This is a genomic window from uncultured Amaricoccus sp. (genome assembly GCF_937891315.1).
GTDB lineage: Bacteria > Pseudomonadota > Alphaproteobacteria > Rhodobacterales > Rhodobacteraceae > Amaricoccus.
Genome location: NZ_CALAGI010000116.1, coordinates 1 through 22,234 on the forward strand (window position 1 = coordinate 1; position 22,234 = coordinate 22,234).

A 22,234-nucleotide genomic window follows, 5' to 3' on the forward strand; every position below is an offset into this window, starting at 1 on the left:
GAACCAGAACGGACGAACCGAACGAACATGACCGATACCACGGAAACTCCAAGCCGCAAGCCGTTGAAGCTGTCTTCGCCGGGCAAGCTCGAGCTGAAGAAGACGGTCGATGGCGGCCAGGTGAAGCAGAGCTTCCCGCATGGCCGGTCGAAGACCGTCGCGGTCGAGGTGAAGAAGAAGCGCACCTTCGCCCCCGGCGCCGGCGGCAAGATGGAAGCGGTCAGCGAGGCCGAGGCGAAGCTGATGAGCGCGGCGGAAGCCGCGGCGCAGGAGGCCTTCGACCATCATGCCCTGACCGCGCATGAGCGGGCGCAGCGGCAGAAGGCGCTGGAACAGGCGCTGAAGGACGAGGACGTCCGCAAGGTCGAGGAAGTGCGGGCGCAGCAGGCGGCCGCCGAGCGTGCCGAATTGCAGCGCGCCGAAGCCCTGCGCCTGGCCGAGGAAGAGCGGCAGCGCGCCGAAGCCGCCCGGTCGACTGGCCTTTCGGGCTACGAGCCGGAAATGCGCGAGTTTCTGGACTACGTGCTCCGCGCCTACGAGGCCCATGGCATCGCCGAGCTGGCGCCGATCAAGATCGCCGACTTCCTTCGGATCCGCTACGGCGGCACCAACGACGCCAAGCGGCATCTCGGTCCGGTCCCTGCCATCCGGGATGCGTTCGTCGGCATCCAGGCGCATCTCTTCCGCTGACCTCCGATCGCTCCGAGGAGCCTTTTCAACGACTTATGGTTTAGGGGGCGACAATTGGCACCCCAAAGGGTGCCAAAAACCCCCGAAAAGGGCTGTTATTGCCGGACTCATCAGGAGCGCGCGCGCCTCAGCCGCAAGCACCGGTGTAGCCGCAACTGGCGCAGAAGTCGCAGCCGTCGCGTTTCACCAGGGTCGGGTGACCGCACTCGGGGCAGACGCGCCCCGTGACCAGCGCGGGCGCGGTGCCCGGCGCGGGGGCGTCGGTCCAGAGCGTGGCGCCGCCGGCGAGCGGATAGCCCTCGGCGTCGAGCACGCCCAGCATGCCGTAGCGATGGATCAGCAGCCGGGCGACATAGGCGAGCGTCGAGGGCTGCACCGCCTGCTTCTCGCTGCCCGGCACACGGGCGAAGAAATCGCCCTGCGCCTCGGGCAGGTCCTTCAACCCGCGCAGCTTCTTGCCGATCCAGGCCGGGTCGATCACCCGCATGTCGAGGCTGAGCGACTTGGTCAGCCCGTTGAACTCCAGCGGATAGGCTCCTGACAACCAGACCGAAAAAGGTCGCTTGGATCCGTCCGGCAGCAGGCATTCCTTGACGAACATCGCGAAATCGTCACCGGTGCCGGGGTTCAGGATATCGACCGTCCAGCTCAGCGTGCCATCGACGCCGGACTTCGGCTCCTTGCGCGAGAATATCGCATCGACCAGCGGCGTCTCGCCCTCCGGCCCGTCGAAGAGCCCCAGCGACTCGCAGCGCCAGCGCACCACCTGGGCGAAGGCGCTGACATTGCCCGCGACCGGCGCCGGGCGGCCGTCCGGCGGCATGGCGACGGTGAAGGGCGCGCCCGGCGTCTTGGCGAGGCTGTCGAGCTTCTGCTTCAGCCAGGCGCGATCCTGCGCGCGCATGTCCATGCTCAGGTTCTTGGCCAAGGCGCCCAGACCACGCGGTGTCTGTTCGCCATTCACCCAGACCTCGAACGGCTGGGCATGGCCGTTCTCCACATGGCCGACGAAGACCGCGAAACGCTGGCTCGGCGCCTCGACCATGTAGGTCCAGGACGGCGAGCCGGCGGCGAGCCGCGGCCGGTGCGGCCAGCGCAGCGCGGCGAGTGCGACCCGCGGCGCCGCGTTGATGCGGATGCGCCGGTCGGGCTCGGTCTGGTCGAGATCCTGCGGCGTGGCCCCTTCCACCGACAGGACCGAGCCGAGCACGCTGTTCGGCCGATAGGTGGTGATGCCCTTCAGCCCCGCCTGCCAGGCCTCCATGTAGAGCGTCTCGAACTCGGCATAGGGATAGGCCTCCGGCACGTTCACGGTCTTCGAGATCGCAGCGCAGACATAGGGCTGGATCGCCGCCTGCATCGCCATGTGATCGCGCGCGGAGATTTCGAGCGCGTTCACGAAGGACGGCGGCAAGTCCCGCTCGTCGCCCCCGCCGGCGCGCCACAGTCGCCAGGCATGATCCTCGACACGATACTCGCGCATCGATCCGTCGGGCTCGCGCTTCTTGCGGGCATAGTGCCAGGAATAGGCCGGCTCGATGCCGTTCGAGGCATTGTCGGCGAAGGCGAGGCTGATGGTGCCGGTCGGTGCGATCGAGAGCAGATGGCTGTTGCGCAGGCCATGGGCGCCGATCTCGGCGCGCAGCGCGTCGGGCAGCCGCCGCGCCATGCCGGAGGCGAGCAGCTTCTCCGCCTCGAACAGCGGGAAGGCGCCCTTCTCCCGCGCCAGTCCCACGCTCGCCGCATAGGCCGCGTCGCGCATCTCGCGCGTGAGATCGCCGGCCAGCGCCCGGGCCTCGGCGCTGTCATAGCGCAGGCCGAGCAGGATCAGCGCGTCGCCGAGCCCGGTGAAGCCGAGCCCGATCCGGCGCTTCGAGGCCGCCTCGCGCGCCTGTTCAGGCAATGGCCAGACGGTGGCGGTCAGCACATTGTCGAGCATCCGTGTCGCCACCGCGACCACCTCGGCGAAGCGCGCGCGATCGAACCGCGCCTCCGGCGTGAAGGGATCGCGGACAAAGCACGTGAGGTTGATCGAGCCGAGGCAGCAGCAGCCATGGTCGGGGATCGGGATCTCGCCGCAGGGATTGGTCGCCTCGATCCGCTCGCAATAGTGGAGGTTGTTCTCCTCGTTGATCCGGTCGAGGAACAGCACCCCGGGCTCCGCCGCCTCGTAGGTGTTGCGCATGATCACCTGCCAGACCTCGCGGGCGCGGATCGTGGCGTAGATCCAGAGCCCGTCCTCGCGGCGACGCGCCCCGTCGGCCACCTGGGCCGCGCCGGGTTCGGCGGCATGGACGAGTTCGAACAGTCCGTCGGCGGCGACAGCGCGCATGAAGGCGTCGGTCACCCCGACCGAGATGTTGAAATTGTTCAGGTTCCCCGCCCGGCGCTTGGCAGAGACGAAATCGAGGATATCCGGATGGTCGCAACGGAGCACGCCCATCTGCGCGCCGCGCCGGGCGCCGGCGCTCTCGACCGTGGCGCAGGACTGGTCGAAGACATGCATGTAGCTGATCGGGCCGGAGGCGGCGCTGGCGGTGCCGTGCACCTTGGCGCCCCGGGGACGGATCGCGCTGAAATCATAGCCGACGCCGCCGCCGCGCCGCATGGTCTCGGCCGCCTCGCGCAGCGCGTGATAGATGCCGGGCTTGCCGTCCACCGTCTCGGAGATCGAATCGCCGACCGGCTGAACGAAGCAGTTGATCAGCGTCACCTCGGCGATGCCGGCGCCGGCGGCCGAATTGATCCGCCCGCCCGGGATGAAGCCGTCTTCGAGCGCGCGCAGGAATGCGGCCTCGTGGCGCTCCGGCTCGGCCTCGACGGCGGCGAGCGCGCGCGCCACCCGGCGCCGCACCGCGCGCGCCATCTCCGGCCCATCGAGCTCGCGCTCGGCGCCTTTCGCGTATTTCTCGCGCAGCACGTCGAGGCTCACCTCCTGCCAGGGCAGGTCGGATGTGCCGGCGGGGCGCGGGAATTCCCGGGAGTCGGGCTTGTTCATTGGGCGCGGCCTTCACGGAAATGGGAAATGAGGATAGGCCCGAGCCGGGATACGGTCAACCGCGCGGCGATCTGGACTATGGCCATTTCGCCGCATATCTTGCGGCGCGGGGACATCCCCTAGCTAGTGATTGACGAGAAACGTGGCAAGTCTGCACCTTATCAAGCTCTGTGTCGGGGCGGACCGCGTCGAGGATCTGCTCGAGTGGCAGGCCGCGCGGATCGCCGAATATCGCGCCGCCGGGCAGGAGCCGCTACCGGTCCATGTCACGCGCATGTGGCCGAAGCGCGAGGCCGAGCTTCTCGATGGCGGGGCGCTCTACTGGGTCTTCAAGGGGCTGGTGCTCGCGCGCCAGCGCATCCTCCGCCTCGATCCGCGCGACGCCGCCGACGGTATCCGGCGCTGCGCGATCGTGCTCGAGCCCGAGGTGATCCGCACCGCGCCGCAGCCGCGCCGGCCGTTCCAGGGCTGGCGCTATCTCCCGGCGCCGGACGCGCCGCCCGATCTCGCCGGTCCGCTCGGGGACGGCCCCGCCCTGCCCCCGGCGATGGCCGCCGAACTCGCCCTCATCGGAGTCTATTGACCATGTCCTCGCGTTCCCTCGCCCTGCTGCTGGCGATCTCGCTGCTCGCCGGCCCGGCCGGCGCCGCCGAGCGCAAGTCCAAGTTCAACTGGGACGCGCTCGGCACCGAATTCTGCCGGCTGACCGTCGCCGGCGATCTCGCCGGCCTGCGCGATCTTCTGAGCGACTCGCTCGCGCAGGACATCGCGCACGCCGCCGCGCGCAACCCCGGACTGCCGCCGGCGCGGGTGCTGTTCCAGAGCTATACCAACGAGGTGCCGGTCTGCGAGGCGCATACCCGCAACGCCGCGATCATCGCGGTCACCCGCTCGAACCCGGACGGCGCCGCGCCGGCCTGGACCGAGTATGTCGAGGTGGTTCCGGCGCCGGACGGCACGACGCGCATCGACAACGTGCTGTTCGCCACCCGGCGCAGCGACACGCTCCGCGCCCGGCTCGAGTTCTACGCCGCTCAATAGCGCGCCCAGTCGGCGTCAGGCCGCGTCCATCCGCGCGCGGAGCCCGGCCAGCGTCTCGATCCCGCGCGGCTCCCACGGCGCCGCCTGCGAGGAGAACAGTGTCGCCTGGCTGCGCAGGATCAGCCCGTCATCCAGAATCCGCAGATGGTTGTCGCGCAGGGTCGAGCCGGTCGAGGTGATGTCGGCGACCACCTCGGCCGTCAGGTTCTTCACGCTGCCCTCGGTCGCGCCCTGGCTATCGACAAGCTGGTAGTCCGCCACCCCGTGCGTCTGGAAGAAGCCGCGCACCAGATGGTGGTACTTGGTCGCCACCCGCAGACGGTAGCCATGCCGCGCGCGGAACTCCGCCGCGACCGAATCGAGATCGGCCATGTCGCGGGTATCAACCCAATGCGCCGGCACCGCGACCACGAGATCGGCGAAGCCGAAGCCCATCGGCGCGAGTTCGGTCAGCCGGTTCGCCCAGGCCGGGATCTCCTCCCGCACCAGATCCTGCCCGGTGACCCCGAGGTGAAGCCGGCCCGCCGCCAACTCCCGCGGTATTTCGGCGGCGGACAAGAGCACGAGTTCGACGCCGGGCAGGCCGATCACCTGCCCCGCGTACGCGCGATCCGCCCCATGCCGCACGATCTCGACCCCACGCGCGCCGAACCATGCGACCGTCTCGTCGCGCAGGCGGCCTTTCGACGGCACCCCGAGCTTCACGCGCATGCCGCCCCCCCGCGCAGCGACAGCAGCGCCTCTGGCCGGATGATCGCGCCGACCGCGGCGATGCCCCGGCCTTGGCCGAGCTTCCGGGTCAGCGCGTCGTAGCGTCCGCCATTGGCGATCGGCGGCAGGTCGGACCGGCCGCGCGCCATCGCCCCGAAGACGAAGCCGTCGTAATATTCCAACGCGGTACGACCGAAACTCGCCTCGAAGGGCAAGGTTTCCGGATCGAGCCCCGCCCGGTCCAGAGCCTCGATCCGCGCGGCGAAGCGATCGACGGCGGGGCGCAGGGCCGGCGCGTCGGCGGCGAGGTCGCGGTACCGCGTCAGCGCCCGGGCGCTGGTATCCGCCACGCCGAGCACCGCCTCCAGGAGATCGACCTGCCCGCCGGTCAGCGGCGGCGTCGCCGCCTCCTCCGCCAGCCGCGCGACGCGCGACGCGATATCGTCGAGCGTTCGCAGGCCGACCGGCGCGCCGGCGGCGGCGACCATCTCCGGCACCCGCCCCTCGGCGGCGGCGGCGATGATCTCGGCCCGGCGCAAAGTCAGATCCGGCTGCCCGGCACCATAGCGGCGCAGCAGGTCGTGGAACTTCGCCGGCCGCCAGACGTGGCGGCGCAGCGCCTTGCGCCGGGCGAGGCTCGTCTCCAGCGCGTCGATCGCGGCCAGCGCGAGGCCCATGTCGCCGGTGACGAAATCGACCGGCGCGTCGCCCACCGTCTCGACGATCAGCGCCATCACTTCGGCGTCGGTCGCGGCCGGATCGCCGTCCTGAAACACCTCGAACCCGGCCTGAAGATATTCCCGCGCCCGGCTCGATCCGATCTCCTGCCGCCGCCAGACCGGGCCGCAATAGGCGTAGCGCGCCGGCTCGGCCCCGCCATCCATATGCAGCCGCGCGATCGGCACGGTGAAATCGGGACGCAGCATCAGTTCCGCGCCCTCGTCCGACGTGACGAAGGCCCGCGCCCGGATATCCTCGCCATAGAGATCGAGCAGCAGGTCGGCCGGCTGCAGCGCCGCCGGCTCGACCTCGACGCCGCCGGCCGCGTGGAAGACCGCGAGGATGCGCGCGATCTCGGCCCGAAGCCGCCCGAGCCCGCCGCCGACCCGGGCCCCCTTCAGATAGGCGCGGTCCGAAACCATCGTTCAGCCACGCGCGCGGGCGAGCATCGCCCGAACCTCGGCGACCAGCGCGGAGCGGCCGACCTCGATCTGCGCCGGCTGCGCCTTCCAGTCGTCGTGCGTCTCGATCGCCGCCGCGAGCCGGGCGCCGAGCGCCAGATCCTTCAGCTGCGCGACGCCGCGCGCCTTCTCGTCGCCGCCCTCTATGACGGCGACCGGACTGCCGCGCTGGTCGGCGTATTTCAGTTGCCGGCCCATGTTGCCATTGCCGAGGAACACCTCCGCCCGGATGCCGGCGGCGCGCAATTCCGCCGCCATCGCCTGATAATCGGCCATTCGGTCGCGATCCATGACGGTCACCACGACAGGCCCCGGCTCCGCCGTCGCCGCCGACCCGTGCGCGGCGAGCGCCGCGAGCAGGCGGTCGACGCCGATCGAGACGCCGGTCGCCGGCACAGCCTCGCCGGTGAACCGCTTCACCAGATCATCATAGCGCCCGCCGCCCGCGACCGAACCGAACCGGCGCCGCTGACCCTTCTCGTCGAGGATCTCGAAGGTAAGCTCCGCCTCGTAGACCGGCCCGGTATAGTAGCCGAGCCCGCGCACCACCGAGGGGTCGATCAGCACCCGCCCGGACCCGCGCGAATCGAGAAGCTCGGCGATCTGCTCGAGTTCGGTCACGCCGCGCAAACCGGCCTCGGATGATCCCACGAGTTCGCGCAGGCGGGCGCAGGTCGCGGCGCCGTCGCCCTCACCCGCCGCCATGACGCCGAGGATCAGCGCCGCCTGATCGGGACCGAGCCCCGCGCCGCGGGTGAAATCGCCGCTCTCGTCTCGCCGCCCGGCCCCGAGCAGCGCCGCGACCCCCTCGGTGCCCAGGCGGTCGAGCTTGTCGATGGCGCGGAGCACAATGCCACGCCGCTCGGCCCCCGCCTCGGGATCGGCGGGATCGAGCACGCCGACCGCCTCCATCACCCCGTTCAGAACCCTGCGATTATTGACCCGGATGACGTAATCCGCCGGTGCGATCCCCGCCGCCTCCAGCGCCTCGCCGAGCATCGCGCAGATCTCGGCGTCCGCCGCCATGCTGGCCGCGCCCACCGTATCCGCGTCGCACTGATAGAACTGCCGGAACCGCCCCGGACCGGGCTTCTCGTTGCGCCAGACCGGCCCCACCTGATAGCGCCGGTACGGGGTCGGCAGCGTCTGGCGATGCTGGGCATAGACCCGCGCCAGCGGCGCGGTCAGGTCGTAGCGCAGGGCGAGCCAGTCCTCGTCCTCGTCCTTCCAGGCGAAGACGCCCTCGTTCGGCCGATCGACGTCGGGCAGGAACTTGCCGAGCGCCTCGACCGTCTCGACCGCGCTCGTCTCCAGCGGATCGAAGCCATGGGCGTGATAGACCTCGGTGATCGCCGACAACATGCCGGCGCGCGCCCGCACCTCGGCGCCGAAATAGTCCCGAAAGCCGCGCGGCGTCTCGGCGCGCGGGCGGCGGGTTTTCTTTTCCTTGTCCTTGGCCATCTCGAAGGCGTCCGCCGCGTTTGTTTCGCCCGCCCTCTACCGCGGGCGCGCGGTCGGGGGCAAGATCAGCCGCCGTCGCCCCCGCCGTCCGCGCCCGCCAGCGCGGTATAGACGCCGCGGTGGAAGAGGAGCGGTGCCACCTCGTTCTCGACCACGCGCAGCACCTCGCCGACGACGATCAGATGGTCGCCGCCGTCGTGGCCCGCGGCGTGACGGCACTCGAACCGGGCCGCGCAGCCGTCGATCAGCGGCGTGCCGCTCTGCCCGGCGGAGAATTCGATCCCCCCGAAATCATGACCGACCCGCGTGAAGCGATCGGCCAGCCCGCGCTGTCCGGCGCCGAGGACATGGATCGCGAAGAACGGCGCCCGCTCGAAGGCGCGAAACCGGCTCGACTTCCGCGCAGGCGACCAGAGCACCAGCGGCGGGTTCAGCGAGACGCTGGCGAAGCTGTTCGCCGTGATGCCGAGCGGCCCGTCCGCGGTGAGGGTGGTGACCACGGTCACACCGGTCGCAAAACGACCGAGGGCGTTCCTCAGATCCCGTTCGGTGAAGTCCAACACCCGCCTTCTCGCCTCGCCGCCACGGTCAGATGCGCTTCATAGGCGGGCGGGCGCCGGGTGTCGACTAAAACCACTCTTGGCGGAGCGCGGTCCGAGCCGCTATAGAGCGGGAGGGGGGCGTTCATCGGACCTCACGAGGAGCCGCGCGGGGGGCGGCCGTCGCATGCTGGTCTGGGAACTGCTCGTCGTCCTTTTTCTGATCCTGCTCAATGGCTTCTTCGCCATGTCGGAGCTCGCGATCGTCTCGGCCCGGCGCAGCCGGCTCGAGCAGATGGCGCGCGACAAGGTGCGCGGCGCCGCCAAGGCGCTGCGGCTGGCCGAGGATCCGACCGGATTCTTTTCCACCGTCCAGGTCGGGATCACCCTGATCGGCATCTTCGCCGGCGCCTATAGTGGTGCCACCTTCGCCACGCCACTGGCCGGCGTGATCCAGCACGTGGCACCAGGGCTCGCCCGCTGGTCGCAGCCGATCGCGCTGACCGTCGTCGTCGTCGCCACCACCTATGTCTCGCTGATCATCGGCGAACTGGTCCCGAAGCGTCTCGCGCTCCGCCATGCCGAGCCGATCGCCGCCTTCGTCGCCGGACCGATGACCGCCCTCGCCGCGATCGGCACGCCGATCGTCTGGTTCCTGCGCGCCTCGACCGAGGCGGTGCTGCGCCTGATCGGGGCGCATGGCGCCAATGCGAGCACGGTGACCGAAGACGAGATCAAGGCGATGATCGCCGAGGGCACCGAGTCGGGCGTCTTCGAGGAAACCGAGCGCGACCTGATCGAGGGCGTACTGCGCTTCGCCGACCGGCCGGTGCGGGTGATCATGGTGCCGCGACGCGAACTCGCCTGGCTGTCGATCACCGATCCGATCGAGGCGGTGATGGACGAGATCCACCGCCACGGCCACACGCGCTATCCGTTGCGCGGCGGCGAGGACGCGGACGAGGTGCTCGGTGTCATCCATGTGCGCGACGTGCTGGAACTCATTCGCACCGGCGGCTCGGACCTGCTCTCCATCGCCCAGCAGCCGATCTACGTCAGCGCCGCGATGCCGTCGCTGAAGCTGATCGAACAGTTCCGCGCGACGCGCGTCCATATGGCGATCGTCGTCGATGAATACGGCGACCTCGAAGGCGTGGTCACGCCGACGGACATCCTGATCAGCATCGCCGGCGACGTGCCCGACGGCGAGTTCGAGGAGGATCCGGAGGCGGTGCGTCGCGAGGACGGGTCCTGGCTGCTCGATGCCGGGATGGCGGTGGACGAGGTCGCCGACCTGCTCGGCGTCCAGCGTTTCGGCACGCGCGGCTATGCGACGCTGGCCGGCTTCGTTCTGGAGCAGATGCGCCGCATCCCGACAGCCGGCGACAGTTTCACCATGTTCGGCTGGCGCTTCGAGGTGGTCGACATGGACAACCGTCGCATCGACAAGATTCTCGCCGAAAAGGTCGATCCGGACGACCGCGAGGACAACTGAGGTGCCGGTCGACGCGGATCGGCTGATCGAACTTGAGATCGCCCTGACCCATCAGGAAGCGACGCTGCGGGATCTGAGCGACATCGTCCGGACGCAGGCCGATCAGATCGATCTGCTCCGCGCGCTGCTGGATCGTCTGGCGCTGCGGCTCGCCGCCGCCGAGGCCGCGCTGCCGGACGACGCGCCGGAGGCGGATCGCCCACCGCCGCACTGGTAGGAGGCGCGGCCTTGCCAGCGCGGAGTCCGATCCGGCAGAGCCGGTTCGTCCACTCCAGAGTCTTGATTTGACGCAATATCCTGTAACAGCAGGCGATTCCGTCTGGTGGAATGTTGCTCTAGCGCCGGCCGCCGCCCATGACCGCCCCGACAATGGAGGTCAGCGCGCCGCCGCCGACCGCGCCGCCGAGCACCTGGGCGAGCAATGCCCCGATATCGAGGCCTCCCGCCGCCGTCGCCGCGTCGGCCGTCGCGGCGGGATCGACCGCCCCGCCGCCAAGCAGGCTGGCGAGCAGCGTACCCCCGGCCACGCCGCCGACCGCTCCGGAAAGGAGCTTCGGCAGCGTCGCGATCGCCGCCGCCTTGACGAGACTGCCCGCGATTCCACCGCCGACGATGCCGGAGATCGCCTGAATGATGATGGGGATCAGTGCTTCCATGATTTCCTCCCGCGATCGGCGCCCCTTGTCGGGACTGCCCCTCGTTCGCGCGTCGATTGCAGCATGTTCGACAGGCAAACTCAAATGAAAGCGTGGGTTTAAGCGTCCCGCGATGGTCTGACGGCGAGCAATGGCTCGAACGATCGCGCCCCGATCCGGGCTTAACCTGTATGGGAGAAAACCGGCCGATGCGGGGGCTTAACTCAAATTACCTCTATCGCAGCCGACGGAATGTGACATAGGAGGAGACGGAAGCCTGTGCGCATGAGTCCGGATCCGCCATGTACTTGCCCGAGAACAACTCCCAGATGTTCGACATCTTGTCGGAACTCCGTGTCTACGCGGCGATGAACGGACTGCACGCCTTGGCGGAACGGCTCGACGACGCGCTGATCACCCTGACCCAGGAGGGCGAACGCTCCGCCCCGGTTGATCGCGTCCCGGTGGTAAACGACGGCCATTGAGCGCCGAACCGCGCTACAACCAGCCACGTTTCTTGAAGACCCAGAACGAGACCAGCGCCGAAGCGATCATCAGGCCGATCGCGAATGGATAGCCCCAGGGCCAGTGCAGTTCTGGCATCACGCCGAAATTCATGCCGTAGATCGAGGCGATCAAGGTCGGCGGCAGGAAGACGACCGCCGCGACCGAGAAGATCTTGATCGTCGCGTTCTGCTCGATCCCGATCATGCCGAGCGTCGCATCGAGCAGGAAAGTGACCTTCTGCGACAGGAAGGACGCGTGCTCGGTCAGGAACCGGATATCGCGCGACAGGGTCTTCAGGCGCCCCTTGCTTTCCTTCACCGCTCCATTCGCCGGTGCGATGAAGACCAGGATGCGCTCGACCGAGATGAGGCTGTCGAGCACGTTCGAGGCGAGGTCGCCGAGCCGCCCGATCTCGCGCAGCACGTGGGTATAGTCCCGCGACCCCTTCGCGGTGATCTCCCGCCGAAACAATCCGCGCGACACCAGTTCGAGGTCGTGGCCGACCTTCTCGAGGATATCGGCCAGCCGATCGACGATCGCGTCGAGCAGCGCCAGCAGCACCGACTCGCCATCGACGCAGCCAAGGCCCGACTTCTCCGCCCGGGCGGGGAAGGTGCGGAACATGCTCGGCTCGTGATAGCGCAACGTCACCAGCTTTCGCCCGGTCAGGATGAAGGTCACGGGCCCACGCTCGGAATAGCCGGTCGCGACGGCCGAGAGCAGCGTCGCGGTCATGAAAAGCGACCCTTCATCGACATAGAGGCGGCTCGAATCCTCGATCTCCTCCATCTCCTCGCGAGTCGGCACGTCGATGCCGAGCCGTTCCTCGACGGCGGTCTCCTCGGCCTCGGTCGGGTCGGCCAGATCGAGCCAGATCACGTCCTGCGCCCCGTCGAGCGGATCCGCCACCCGGACCAGCCGCTCATCCACCGCCGCGTAACCCTGAATCATTGATCTCGTTCCTAGCTGACGGCCCCGTGCCCGCGGCGACCCTAGCGACAATCGCGGCGAGAGGAAGGCCTCAATGCTCCGCGCCCTGCCAGCGCCAGGGCGTGAGGAAGGAATCGAGCACGGCGGCGACGCCCGCGTCGTCCGGCCCGCCCGGTCCCGGCGCCAGCACCGCGACGAGCCCGAGGCGGCGGTCCTCCGCCACCTCGACCACTGTCTCGGGTCGGCCCGCCGCCGCCAGCGCCTCGCCATAGACCCGCGCGATCGCCCGCCGCCTGAGCTCCGGCTTGAAGATCTTGCCGATGGCGGTCTTGGGCAATTCCGGCAGCACTTCGAGATGCTTCGGCACGGCCGCGTGCTCCGCGACATGGTCGCTCGCGAAGCGCAGCAACTCCTCGGGCGTCGTCGAGGCCCCGGGCGCCAGTTCGACATAGACCGCCGGCACTTCCCCCGAATGCGCGTCCGGCTGGCCGATCGCCCCGACGAAGGTCACGTCCGGATGACGCATCAGCGCCTCCTCGATCTGGGCCGGGTCGATATTGTGCCCGCCCCGGATGATCAGGTCCTTGGCCCGACCGGTGATCCAGAGATAGCCGTCGGCGTCCAGCCGCCCCAGATCGCCGGTGCGCAGGAAGCCGTCCTCGGTCAGCATGCCGCGGTTCTTCTCGGGGTCGGCGTAGACATCCGTGTTGACCCCCGGACCCCGCACGCAGATCTCGCCGCTCTCGTCCACGCCGCAGACCTTCGTCACCCGCCCCGCGCCGTCGCAACGCAGGATGCGCAGGTCGGTATAGGCGAAGGGCAGGCCGACGCTGCCGATCTTGCGTTCCCCGAACGGCGGATTGATCGAGACGAGACAGGTGGCCTCGGTCATGCCGTAGCCTTCGAGAACCCGGACCCCGGTCGCCGCCTCGAACCGGTTGAAGAGCTCCACCGGCATCGCCGCCGAACCGCTGATCGCAAGGCGAAGGGTCGAGACGTCGGCATTGACCTTCACCCGCATCAGCCGGGCGGCGGCGGTCGGCACGGTGATGAGAAAGCTGACCTTCCAGCGCTCGATCAGCTTCCAGAAACTGTCGAACACCCCCTCGCCGCGATAGCCCTGCGGCGTCACCATCACCAGTTGCGCGCCGGAGGCCAGGCAGGACATCAGGATCGGATAGGCGCCGAGTACGTGGAACATCGGCAGCGGGCACATCAGCACGTCGGCTTCGGTGAACATGTAGAAACTGCCGCACCAGCCATTGTAGAGGATGCCGCGCGCCCGGTGCTGGGCGATCTTCGGCAGGCCGGTGGTGCCACCGGTATGGAATCGCGCGCAGAAGCGATCGTCGAAGGTTTCGGCGAAATCGAGCGCGTCGGACCGTTCGCGCGCCATCTCGCGGCGCAGATCGAGCACCTTCGCCGCGTGTCGATGCGCTGGCCGCTTGCCGAGAAAGCGCGCCACCCAGCCGAGCGGGGGGGCGAGATAGCGGCCAAGATCGACCTCGAGCAGATATTCGACGCCCGGCGCCTCGGCCAGCGCGGCGGTCACGGTGTTCGCCACGTCGGACTTCGGGAAGGGGCAGAGGCTGATCACCACCTTGGCCCCGACCTCGCGCAGGAGTCCGGCGATCGCGTCCGGGCTCAGCAGCGGATTGACCGGCGTCACGACCCCCGCCGTCGCCCCCGCCAGCAGCGCGGCCGGCGCTTCGAGCCCGTTCGGCAGGACGTAGGCCACGGAGTCCCCGGGCCCCACCCCGAGCCGGCGCAGCAGGTTCGCGAGCCGCGTGACCTCGGCCTTGAACTCCGCCCAGGTCAGGGTCAGGGCCCGGTCGCCGGGCCCCGACTTCAGCTGGAAGCTGATCGCCGGCCGATCCGGAAACCGCCCGGCGGTCTCGGCCAGCTGCTCATGGAGGCTTCGCGCCGTCCAGCGCCGCTCGAGCGGCATCTCGGCTTCGACGGCGCGCGTGTCGGCCAGTGTCGCGATCCGGATCACGCCGCCTCTCCCCGCCGCTGCGAGCCCGCTGGTCCGGCGATATTGCGGGGCGTCGCGGCCGCGCGCAAGCCCGCTACTTCGCGGGGATGCGCAGTACCTGGCCGGGATAGATCTTGTCCGGATGGGTCAGCATCGGCTTGTTGGCCTCGAATATCTCGGGATAGCGCGAGGCCTTTCCGAGATACTTCTCGGAGATCTTCGACAGGTTGTCGCCCTTCACGACGGTGTGGAACACCGGCGCGGCCGCCGACTCCGCCGTCTCGATCGCGTCCTCGACCTTGGCGACGCCCGCGACATTGCCTACGGCGAGGATCAGCTTTTCCTTCTCCTCCTGCGTCGGCGCGCGTCCCGAAACCTTGACCGTGTCGCCATCAACCGTGATCTCCAGCCCCTCGCCCTTGAGGCCGAGGTTCTCGACTTCCTTCTTCAGCGCCTCGGGCGTCGGCGTCGGCTCCGCCGCCTCCGCGCCACCGACGCCGAGCGCCTTGCCCGCGCTCTTCACGAAATCCCAGAGTCCCATGCTTTCCTCCCAAACGGCTTCGGGCGCATCAGGCACATTCGGACGTCGGAGCGCAACCCGGGACCGGGTGCTGCGAAAGCTCGATCAAGACGTTCAGGCCGCCCCGTCGGTGAATTGCAGTCGGGCCAGCCGGGCATAGAGTCCGTCCTCGGCGACCAGCGCGCCATGCGTGCCCTCGGCCACCAACTGCCCCTCCTGGAAGACGAGGATGCGGTCCGCCCGCTTCACGGTGGCGAGCCGGTGGGCGATGATGATCGTGGTCCGGTCGCGGGCCAGCGTCTCGACCGCGCTCTGCACCGCCCGCTCGCTCTCGGCGTCGAGCGCGCTCGTCGCCTCGTCGAGCAGGAGGACGGGCGCGTCGCGCAGGATGGCCCGGGCGATCGCGATCCGCTGCTTCTGCCCGCCGGACAACATCACGCCGCGCTCGCCGACATAGGTGTCGTAGCCCTCGGGCAGGCGCGACAGGAACTCGTGCGCCGCCGCCGACCGCGCCGCCGCCTCGACCTCCGCGTCGCTGGCCGAGGGGCGGCCGAAGCGGATGTTCTCGCGCGCGGAGGTGGCGAAGATCACCGGCTCCTGCGGCACCAGCGCGATCTGCGAGCGCAGATCCGAGCGCGTCACGTCGCGCAGGTCGAACCCGTCGAGCAGGATGCGCCCGGCATCCGGATCGAAAAACCGGGTCAGGAGCTGGAAGATGGTGGTCTTGCCCGCGCCCGACGGCCCGACCAGCGCCAGCGTCTCACCCGCGCGGATATTGAGCGTCAGCCCGCCGAGCGCGGCGATCTCCGGCCGCGTCGGATAGCGGAATGTCACGTCCTCGAAGGCGATTTCGCCCCGCACCCGCGCCGGCATGACGAGCGGCGCCACCGGATCGTGGATCGCGTCCGTCGCCTCGATCAACTCGACCATGCGTTCGGTGGCGCCGGCGGCCCGCTGCAACTCGCCCCAGATCTCGGACAGCGCGGCGACCGCGCCCGCGACCATTACGGCGTAGATCACGAACTGCACCAGCTCGCCCGGCGTCATGCCCCCGGCCCGCACGTCGCGCGCGCCGATCCAGAGCACGCCGACCACCGAGGTGAAGACGAGAAAGATCACGATCGCCGTCAGAACCGAGCGGGTAACGATACGCCGCCGGGCGGCGACGAACGCCTGCTCGCTCAGATGGCCGAAGACGCCGCGGCTGATGTCCTCGTTGGTGTAGGCCTGCACCGTCTGCGCGGCGAGCAGGGTCTCCGAGGCCTGCGCGCTCGATTGCGCGATCCTTTCCTGGCTCTCGCGGCTGAGCGCGCGGAGCTTGCGGCCGAGCGTCAGGATCGGCACCACCACCAGCGGCACGCCGATCAGCACGAGACCCGTCAGTTTCAGCGAGGTGAAGGCGAGGAGCGCCAGTCCGCCGATCAGGGTCAGCAGGTTGCGGAGCGCGATCGACACCGACGAGCCGATCACCGACAGGACCAGCGTCGTGTCCGTGGTCAGCCGCGACAGCACCTCGCCGGTCATCAGCCGCTCGTAAAAGCCGGGGCTGAGGCCGATCACCTTGTCATAGATCGCCTTGCGGATGTCGGTCACCACCCGTTCGCCGAGGAGCGTGACCATGTAGAACCGCGCCGCCGAGCCGAGCGCCAGCAGCGCCGTGATGGCAATGGCCCCGCCGAAATAGGCGTCCATGAGATAGAGCGACTCGTCGAAGAAGCCGTCCACCACCCGCCGCACCGCGAGCGGCAGGGCGAGCGAAAGGATCGCGGTGACGATCAGCGCGGCCAGCGCCCCGCAGAGCAGGGCGCGATAGGGGCGCAGAAAGGGCACCAGTCCGCGCAGTGGCCCGACGGTCCGCGCCTTGTCCCGCTCCGACGGTTTCCCCTCCGCCATACTCGCACCCCCAGCTCGCACACCCAAAGCTTGCCGGGAAAGGCATTACCAAGGCCGTGCCGTCCGGACAAGCATGGCGCATCGCCGCGGGGGTCTGGCCGCGGTTTCCCCAGCCTAGAGACTCTGTCCCCGGAGCAGCGACGGCAGGTCGCCTGTCAGCCCGGCCGCCTCGCGGATCAGGGCGCGGCGCAGGCCCGGCACGCGGTTGACGAGGCCGAGCCCGAGGTCGCGGCCGAGTCGAAGCGCGGGATTGTCGTTCGAGAACAGCCGGTTCAATCCGTCCGTCGCCGCCGCGAGCAGGGCGATGTCGATCCGCCGCCACCGGCGATAGTCGGCGAGCACATCCGCCGCGCCGATATCGAGGCCGCGCCGGTGCGCCGTCACCACCACCTCGCCCAGCGCCGCCACGTCGCGCAGCCCGAGGTTCAGCCCCTGCCCCGCCAGTGGATGCAGTCCGTGCGCGGCGTCGCCGGCCAGCGCGAGCCGCGGGGCCACGAGATCGCTCGCGAGCGACAGCGCCAGCGGATAGCTGTAACGCCCTCCGGCCAGCGCGATCTCGCCGAGGAAATCGCCGAACCGAGGACGCAGCTCCGCGAGATAGGCCTCCGGCGAAAGCGCGCCGATCGCCGCCGCCCGCGCCGCGGTTTCGGTCCAGACGATCGAACTCCGGTTGCCCGGCAGCGGCAGAATGGCGAGCGGTCCCGCCGGCATGAAGAATTGATGCGCGACGCCGTGGTGCGGCGCCTCGTGTTCCACCGCGCAGACCAGAGAGGTCTGACGATAGGACCAGCCGCCTCGGCCGATGCCGGCCCGCGCCGCGGTCTGACTCTCACGCCCGTCGCAGCCGACGAGCAGGGCCCCGCTCAGCGACTCTCCGGTGTCGAGAAAGACGGAAGCCGCCCCGGCGCCCGTCTCCTGACCGATGACGGTCGCACCGGCGCGATGCGCGATGAGCGGCGTCGCGGCCATCGCCTCGATCAGCGCGACGCGCAGGTAGCGGTCCTCGATCATGTGGCCCATCGGACCTTCGTCGATCTCGTCATGATCGAAATGCAGGAACCAGGGCGCGGCGCCCTCGCCGGGCCGGCCGTCGCTGATCTTGATCTCCGCGATCGCCTGCGCGCGGCCCGAGAGACCCTGCCAGAGGCCGAGCGCCCCGAGCATCCGCCGCGACGTCAGCGACAGGGCATAGGCGCGACCGTCGAAATCGGGGTCGGTCCGCGTCTCGATCGACTGGCTGTCCAGAACGATGGAGGAGACGCCGCCCGAGGCCAGCGCCAGCGCCAGCGCCGGGCCATTGAGGCCGCCCCCCACGATCAGAACATCGCAATCCCGCGCCATCGCCGTCGCTTATCGCGCGGAAGCGGCGATTGTCCACCACGAAGGCGGCGGATAGGCTCGGCCGAAACCACGCGAAGGGGATGCGATGTCGGACAGCTGGCTCTGGATGACCGCCGCCGATCTCGGCCGCGGGCTCGAAGCGGAAACCATCGACGCGCGCGAACTGACCGAGGTCTATCTCGCGGCCATCGACGGCCATCCGCAGGGGACGGGGATCTATGCGCGCACCATGCCGGAACGCGCCCGGGCCGAGGCGGACGCGGCGGCGAACCGTGCCCGGGTGGGCCTGCGCCGCGGGCTTCTCGACGGCGTTCCGGTCAGTTGGAAGGATCTTTTCGACAGCGCGGGCGTCGCGACCGAGGCGGGCTCGGCGCTCCTGCGCGACCGCGTGCCGGACACCGACGCCGAGGTGCTCGCCCGCGCCTCCCGGGCCGGGCTGGTGGCACTCGGCAAGACCCATATGACCGAACTCGCCTTCTCGGGGCTCGGGCTCAATCCGGTGACGGCGACGCCGCCCAATATCAACGATCCCGAACTCGCGCCCGGCGGCTCCTCCTCCGGCGCGGCGACCTCGGTCGCCTTCGGGCTCGCCGCCGCCGGCATCGGCTCGGACACCGGCGGATCGGTCCGGGTACCGTCGGCCTGGAACGATCTCGTCGGGCTGAAGACCACGCATGGCCTGCTGTCGCTGGCCGGCGTCGTGCCGCTCTGCCCGCGCTTCGACACGGTCGGGCCGCTCTGCCGCTCGGTCGAGGACGCGGCGCTGTTGCTCGCGCTCCTCGGCGGGCCCTCGACCGACCTCGCGGGCGCTGCGCTCTCCGGCGCGCGGCTGCTGGTGCTCGACGATCCCGCGCTCGAACCGACCCGGCCCGAGCCGCGCGCCGCCTTCGAGGACGCGGTTTCCCGCCTCGCCGCCGCCGGCGCCCGCGTCACGCGGAGCGCCGCGCCCATGATCGGCGAGGCGCTGGCACTCGCCCCCCTGCTCTTCGCGCCCGAGGCCTATGGCATCTGGGGCGAGACGATCGAGGCGCGGCCGGATCTGATGTTTGTCCCCGTGCGCGAGCGGTTCCGCGCCGGCGCCACCGTACCGGCGCCGGACTTCGTGCGCGGCTGGCGCGCGCTCGACGCGCTGCGGGCCAGCTACCACGCCGCGACCGCCGCCTATGACGCGGTGCTGGTGCCGACCGCGCCGAACCTGCCGCCGAATGTCGACCGCCTGCTGTCCGACGCGGAGTATTTCGCCACCGAGAACCTGCTGACCCTGCGCAACACCCGGATCGGCAACCTGCTCGGCGGCTGCTCGCTGACGCTGCCGACCGGCGAGCCAAGCTGCGGCGTCTCGCTGATGGCGCCGCCGGGGGCCGAGTCGCGCCTGCTGCGGCTCGGAGCGGCGGCCGAGGGCGCGCTGGGATGACGCGCTGCAAGATGCTGGACCCGAAGGCGGAAGCCGTCTACACTCCTTCGTGAACGGGGCGAGCACGATCCCGACATCTTGAGGCCAAGTCGATGCAGTTGCCCGAGCGGTTCTCCGCGCTGCCGGAATATGCCTTTCCGCGTTTGCGGCGGCTGCTCCGCGACCTCGCCCCGGGCGGGCCTGAGCTCGCCATGACCATCGGCGAGCCGAAGCATCCGATGCCCGAGATCATCGCCCGGACCATCGCCGAGCACGCGGGCGAATTCGCGCTCTATCCGCCGAACGAAGGCGCGCCCGACCTCCGCGCCGCCATCACCGACTGGATCGCCGGCCGCCATGGCGTCGCGCTCGACCCCGAGACGCAGGTGATCCCGCTCAACGGAACGCGCGAAGGGCTGTTCAACGCCGCCATCGCGCTCTCGCCCGAACACAAGGCGGGCCAGTGGCCGGCGATCCTGATGCCGAACCCCTTCTATCAGGCCTATGGCGCGGCGGCGCTGGCGGTCGGCGCCGAGCCGATCCCGGTGCCCGCCACCGCGGCGACCGGCTTTCTGCCCGATTTCTCCAGCCTGCCGAAGGCGGTGCTCGACCGGGTGACGCTCTGCTATCTCTGCTCGCCCTCGAACCCGCAGGGCGCGGTGGCCGACGCCGCCTATTGGCGCGACCTGATCGCGCTGGCCGAGCGCCACGATTTCCGGATTCTCGCCGATGAATGCTATGGCGAGATCTATCGCGACACGGCGCCGCCGGGCGGGCTCGCGATGGCAAGCGCGGCCGGCGCCGATCCCGAGCGGGTGATGATCTTCCAGTCGCTGTCCAAGCGCTCGAACGCGCCCGGTCTGCGCTCCGGCTTCGCCGCCGGCGGGCCGCGCGGCATCGCGGCGCTGCGCCAGCTGCGCGCCTATGGCGGCGCGCCGTCGCCTCTGCCGATACAGCGCGCCTCGACCGCGCTCTGGCGCGACGAGACCCATGTCGAGGCCAACCGGGCGCTCTACCGCGCCAAGTTCGATCTCTCCGACGCGATCCTCGGCGCCTTTCCGCGCTACGTTCCACCGGGCGCCGGCTTCTTTCTCTGGCTCGATGTCGGCGACGGCGAAGCCGCCGCGGTGAAGCTCTGGCAGGAGAGCGGCGTCCGCGTCCTGCCAGGCGCCTACCTCGGCCGCGAGACGCCGGACCACGGCAATCCCGGCGCGCCCTATATCCGCGTGGCCCTCGTCGCGGACCATGCTTCCGTCGCCCGCGGCCTGACCGCGATCCGCGACATCCTCGGCCCGGGCGCGCCCGGATCGGCCCCGAAGACCGGTATGCAGAAGGCAGGGTAACATGGCAGCGCGTCCCAAATCCAAGAGCCGGACCCGGCTGGTCGAGAGCGATACCGAGGAGGCGCTGCGCCGCCGCGGCACCGAGTTGCTCGGCCTCATCCTCATCGGCCTCGGCGCGCTCGCCTGGGCGGTGATCTGGACCTATTCTCCCGACGATCCGAGCCTGTTCAGCGCCACCGACGCGGCGCCGCGCAACGCGCTCGGCCTGGTCGGCGCCTCGATCGCCGATCCGCTGCACCGCGCGCTCGGCTGGGCCGCCTATGGCCTGCCGGTCGCGCTCGGCGTCTGGGGCCTGCGGCTGCTGCTGCATCGGGGCGAGAACCGCGCGGTCAGCCGGGCGATCGCGACGCCGGTCGCCATGTTCGCCGCCGCCGCCTTCGCCGCCACCCATGTCCCGCTCGACGGCTGGCCGCACGACTACGGCCTCGGCGGCCTGCTCGGCGACGCGGCGCTCGGCGCGATGCTCTCGGCGCTGCCGCTCTCGGTCGCGGTGGCCCTGCCGCTCGTCAGCCTCGCGCTCGGCCTCGTCTTCGCGCTCTCCACCGCCTTCGCGCTCGGCGTCACCTGGGAAGAGACCTCGGCCTTCCTGCGCTTCCTGCGCATGGGCTCGATCATGGTTTACGCCGGCCTGCTGAAACTGACCGGGCGCGCGGTCATTTCCGCCACCGGCGGCGCGGTCGCGGCGAAGAACCTCGCCGTCGAGGCCCGCGCCCGCCGCGCCGAGGCGCAGGCGGCCACGCCCCGGCCGACGCCGACCGGCGCCATTCCGCGCTTCAACCCCGCGGCGCTGGAGCCGTCCGAGGACGGCGTCATGGCGCGGATCACCGCCGCCGTCCGCGCCCGCGGCGAGACCGACGCCGCGCCCCGGCCCGGGCGGGCACAGCCGCCGCTCACCGCCGGCGACCTCGATGTCGAGATCCTGGAGCGCGAGGACATTGCCGAGCCGCTGGTCGCGCGCGACCAGCCGGCGGAGCCGCGCGTCCGTGTCCCAAGTCCGAAGCCACAACCAAAGAGCAGCAAGGCCCGCTCCGAGGAAGAGCCGGAACTCGCGCTGTCCGAGGCCGAGGGCGGCGACTACCAGAGCCCGCCGCTGTCGCTGCTGCAGAGCCCGAGCACGATCATCCGCCACCATCTCTCGACCGACGCGCTGGAGGAGAACGCGCGGATGCTGGAGAACGTGCTCGACGACTATGGTGTGCGCGGCGAGATCACCTCGATCCGCCCCGGCCCGGTGGTCACCATGTACGAACTCGAACCCGCCGCCGGCCTGAAGGCGAGCCGCGTCATCGGCCTTTCCGACGACATCGCCCGCTCGATGTCCGCCCTCGCCTGCCGCGTCTCGACGATTCCCGGCCGCAGCGTGATCGGCATCGAGCTGCCGAACGAACTGCGCGAGAAGGTGCTCCTGCGCGAGATCCTCGCCGCCAAGGGTTTTGGTGACAGCGCCCACGCCCTGCCCCTGGCGCTTGGCAAGGATATCGGTGGCGAGCCGGTGGTCGCGAACCTCGCCCGCATGCCGCATCTCTTGATCGCCGGCACCACCGGCTCCGGCAAGTCGGTGGCGATCAACACCATGATCCT

Annotated in this window: 20 protein-coding genes; 9 read left to right on the top strand and 11 right to left on the bottom strand. The window is 70.1% G+C overall.

All coding sequences use genetic code 11. The features are described from left to right. A partial coding sequence (locus Q0480_RS10820) for a translation initiation factor IF-2 associated domain-containing protein (protein WP_299132791.1) occupies positions 1-690 on the top strand: 690 nt, incomplete at its 5' end. 127 nt (positions 691-817) lie between these two features. Here the strand turns inward: Q0480_RS10820 and Q0480_RS10825 are convergent. Continuing rightward, the gene (locus Q0480_RS10825; RefSeq protein ID WP_299132792.1) at positions 818-3,688 is read right to left on the bottom strand and encodes an adenosylcobalamin-dependent ribonucleoside-diphosphate reductase; all 2,871 of its coding nucleotides are present in this window, start codon (positions 3,686-3,688) and stop codon (positions 818-820) included. 142 nt (positions 3,689-3,830) lie between these two features. On the opposite strand from Q0480_RS10825, the gene Q0480_RS10830 reads away from it, so the two are divergent. Together Q0480_RS10830 and Q0480_RS10835 are read left to right on the top strand one after the other, a co-directional pair. Then, entirely contained in the window at positions 3,831-4,271 is a 441-nt protein-coding gene (locus tag Q0480_RS10830; protein WP_299132793.1) for a DUF1489 domain-containing protein, read from the top strand. Between the two features lie 2 nt (positions 4,272-4,273). Further along, positions 4,274-4,729, top strand: a complete 456-nt coding sequence (locus Q0480_RS10835; protein ID WP_299132794.1) for a hypothetical protein — start codon at positions 4,274-4,276, stop codon at positions 4,727-4,729. Positions 4,730-4,744: 15 nt separating this feature from the next. Here the strand turns inward: Q0480_RS10835 and hisG are convergent, their stop codons facing one another. From hisG to Q0480_RS10855, 4 genes are all read right to left on the bottom strand, one after another. Beyond that, complete coding sequence (gene hisG / locus Q0480_RS10840; protein ID WP_299132796.1) at positions 4,745-5,440, bottom strand: ATP phosphoribosyltransferase; 696 nt, start codon at positions 5,438-5,440, stop codon at positions 4,745-4,747. Continuing rightward, a complete protein-coding gene (locus Q0480_RS10845) occupies positions 5,431-6,582 on the bottom strand; it encodes an ATP phosphoribosyltransferase regulatory subunit (RefSeq protein WP_299132797.1) in 1,152 nt (383 codons plus the stop codon). The genes hisG and Q0480_RS10845 overlap by 10 nt, the downstream gene beginning before the upstream one ends. Positions 6,583-6,585: 3 nt before the next feature. After that, entirely contained in the window at positions 6,586-8,082 is a 1,497-nt protein-coding gene (gene hisS / locus Q0480_RS10850) for a histidine--tRNA ligase (RefSeq protein WP_299132798.1), read from the bottom strand. Between the two features lie 65 nt (positions 8,083-8,147). After that, positions 8,148-8,645: a flavin reductase family protein gene (locus Q0480_RS10855; protein ID WP_299132799.1), complete on the bottom strand. Its 498-nt coding sequence runs from the start codon at positions 8,643-8,645 to the stop codon at positions 8,148-8,150. A 163-nt stretch (positions 8,646-8,808) separates the two neighbouring features. On the opposite strand from Q0480_RS10855, the gene Q0480_RS10860 reads away from it, so the two are divergent. Both Q0480_RS10860 and Q0480_RS10865 read left to right on the top strand, forming a co-directional pair. After that, positions 8,809-10,116: a hemolysin family protein gene (locus tag Q0480_RS10860; RefSeq protein ID WP_299132800.1), complete on the top strand. Its 1,308-nt coding sequence runs from the start codon at positions 8,809-8,811 to the stop codon at positions 10,114-10,116. Position 10,117: 1 nt separating this feature from the next. Beyond that, complete coding sequence (locus Q0480_RS10865) at positions 10,118-10,333, top strand: SlyX family protein (RefSeq protein ID WP_299132801.1); 216 nt, start codon at positions 10,118-10,120, stop codon at positions 10,331-10,333. Between the two features lie 118 nt (positions 10,334-10,451). On the opposite strand, the gene Q0480_RS10870 is transcribed toward Q0480_RS10865, so the two are convergent. Continuing rightward, on the bottom strand, positions 10,452-10,772 hold the full coding sequence (locus Q0480_RS10870; protein WP_299132802.1) for a hypothetical protein: 321 nt from the start codon (positions 10,770-10,772) through the stop codon (positions 10,452-10,454). A 308-nt stretch (positions 10,773-11,080) separates the two neighbouring features. On the opposite strand from Q0480_RS10870, the gene Q0480_RS10875 reads away from it, so the two are divergent. After that, positions 11,081-11,236 carry a hypothetical protein gene (locus tag Q0480_RS10875; RefSeq protein WP_299132803.1) on the top strand — a complete coding sequence of 52 codons (156 nt, stop codon included), beginning with the start codon at positions 11,081-11,083 and terminating at the stop codon, positions 11,234-11,236. Positions 11,237-11,249: 13 nt separating this feature from the next. Here Q0480_RS10875 and Q0480_RS10880 read toward each other — a convergent pair whose 3' ends face one another. The 5 genes from Q0480_RS10880 to Q0480_RS10900 all read right to left on the bottom strand — a co-directional run bounded on the left by Q0480_RS10880 (position 11,250) and on the right by Q0480_RS10900 (position 17,917). After that, positions 11,250-12,209, bottom strand: coding sequence for a magnesium transporter CorA family protein (locus Q0480_RS10880; protein WP_299132804.1), 960 nt, complete (start codon positions 12,207-12,209; stop codon positions 11,250-11,252). 70 nt (positions 12,210-12,279) lie between these two features. Next, the gene (locus Q0480_RS10885) at positions 12,280-14,184 is read right to left on the bottom strand and encodes an acyl-CoA synthetase (RefSeq protein ID WP_299132805.1); all 1,905 of its coding nucleotides are present in this window, start codon (positions 14,182-14,184) and stop codon (positions 12,280-12,282) included. Between the two features lie 73 nt (positions 14,185-14,257). Then, positions 14,258-14,704: a peptidoglycan-binding protein LysM gene (gene lysM / locus Q0480_RS10890; protein WP_299132806.1), complete on the bottom strand. Its 447-nt coding sequence runs from the start codon at positions 14,702-14,704 to the stop codon at positions 14,258-14,260. 93 nt (positions 14,705-14,797) lie between these two features. Then, positions 14,798-16,576 (bottom strand): ABC transporter transmembrane domain-containing protein, encoded by a 1,779-nt coding sequence (locus Q0480_RS10895; RefSeq protein WP_299132808.1) that lies wholly within the window; start codon positions 16,574-16,576, stop codon positions 14,798-14,800. 114 nt (positions 16,577-16,690) lie between these two features. Beyond that, positions 16,691-17,917: an FAD-dependent monooxygenase gene (locus Q0480_RS10900; protein WP_299132810.1), complete on the bottom strand. Its 1,227-nt coding sequence runs from the start codon at positions 17,915-17,917 to the stop codon at positions 16,691-16,693. An 85-nt stretch (positions 17,918-18,002) separates the two neighbouring features. Here Q0480_RS10900 and Q0480_RS10905 point away from each other — a divergent pair, with 85 nt between their 5' ends. The 3 genes from Q0480_RS10905 to Q0480_RS10915 all read left to right on the top strand — a co-directional run. Then, positions 18,003-19,331, top strand: coding sequence for an amidase (locus tag Q0480_RS10905; RefSeq protein ID WP_299132811.1), 1,329 nt, complete (start codon positions 18,003-18,005; stop codon positions 19,329-19,331). Between the two features lie 92 nt (positions 19,332-19,423). Then, on the top strand, positions 19,424-20,653 hold the full coding sequence (locus Q0480_RS10910) for an aminotransferase class I/II-fold pyridoxal phosphate-dependent enzyme (RefSeq protein ID WP_299132813.1): 1,230 nt from the start codon (positions 19,424-19,426) through the stop codon (positions 20,651-20,653). Position 20,654: 1 nt separating this feature from the next. Beyond that, a partial coding sequence (locus Q0480_RS10915) for a DNA translocase FtsK (protein WP_299132814.1) occupies positions 20,655-22,234 on the top strand: 1,580 nt, incomplete at its 3' end.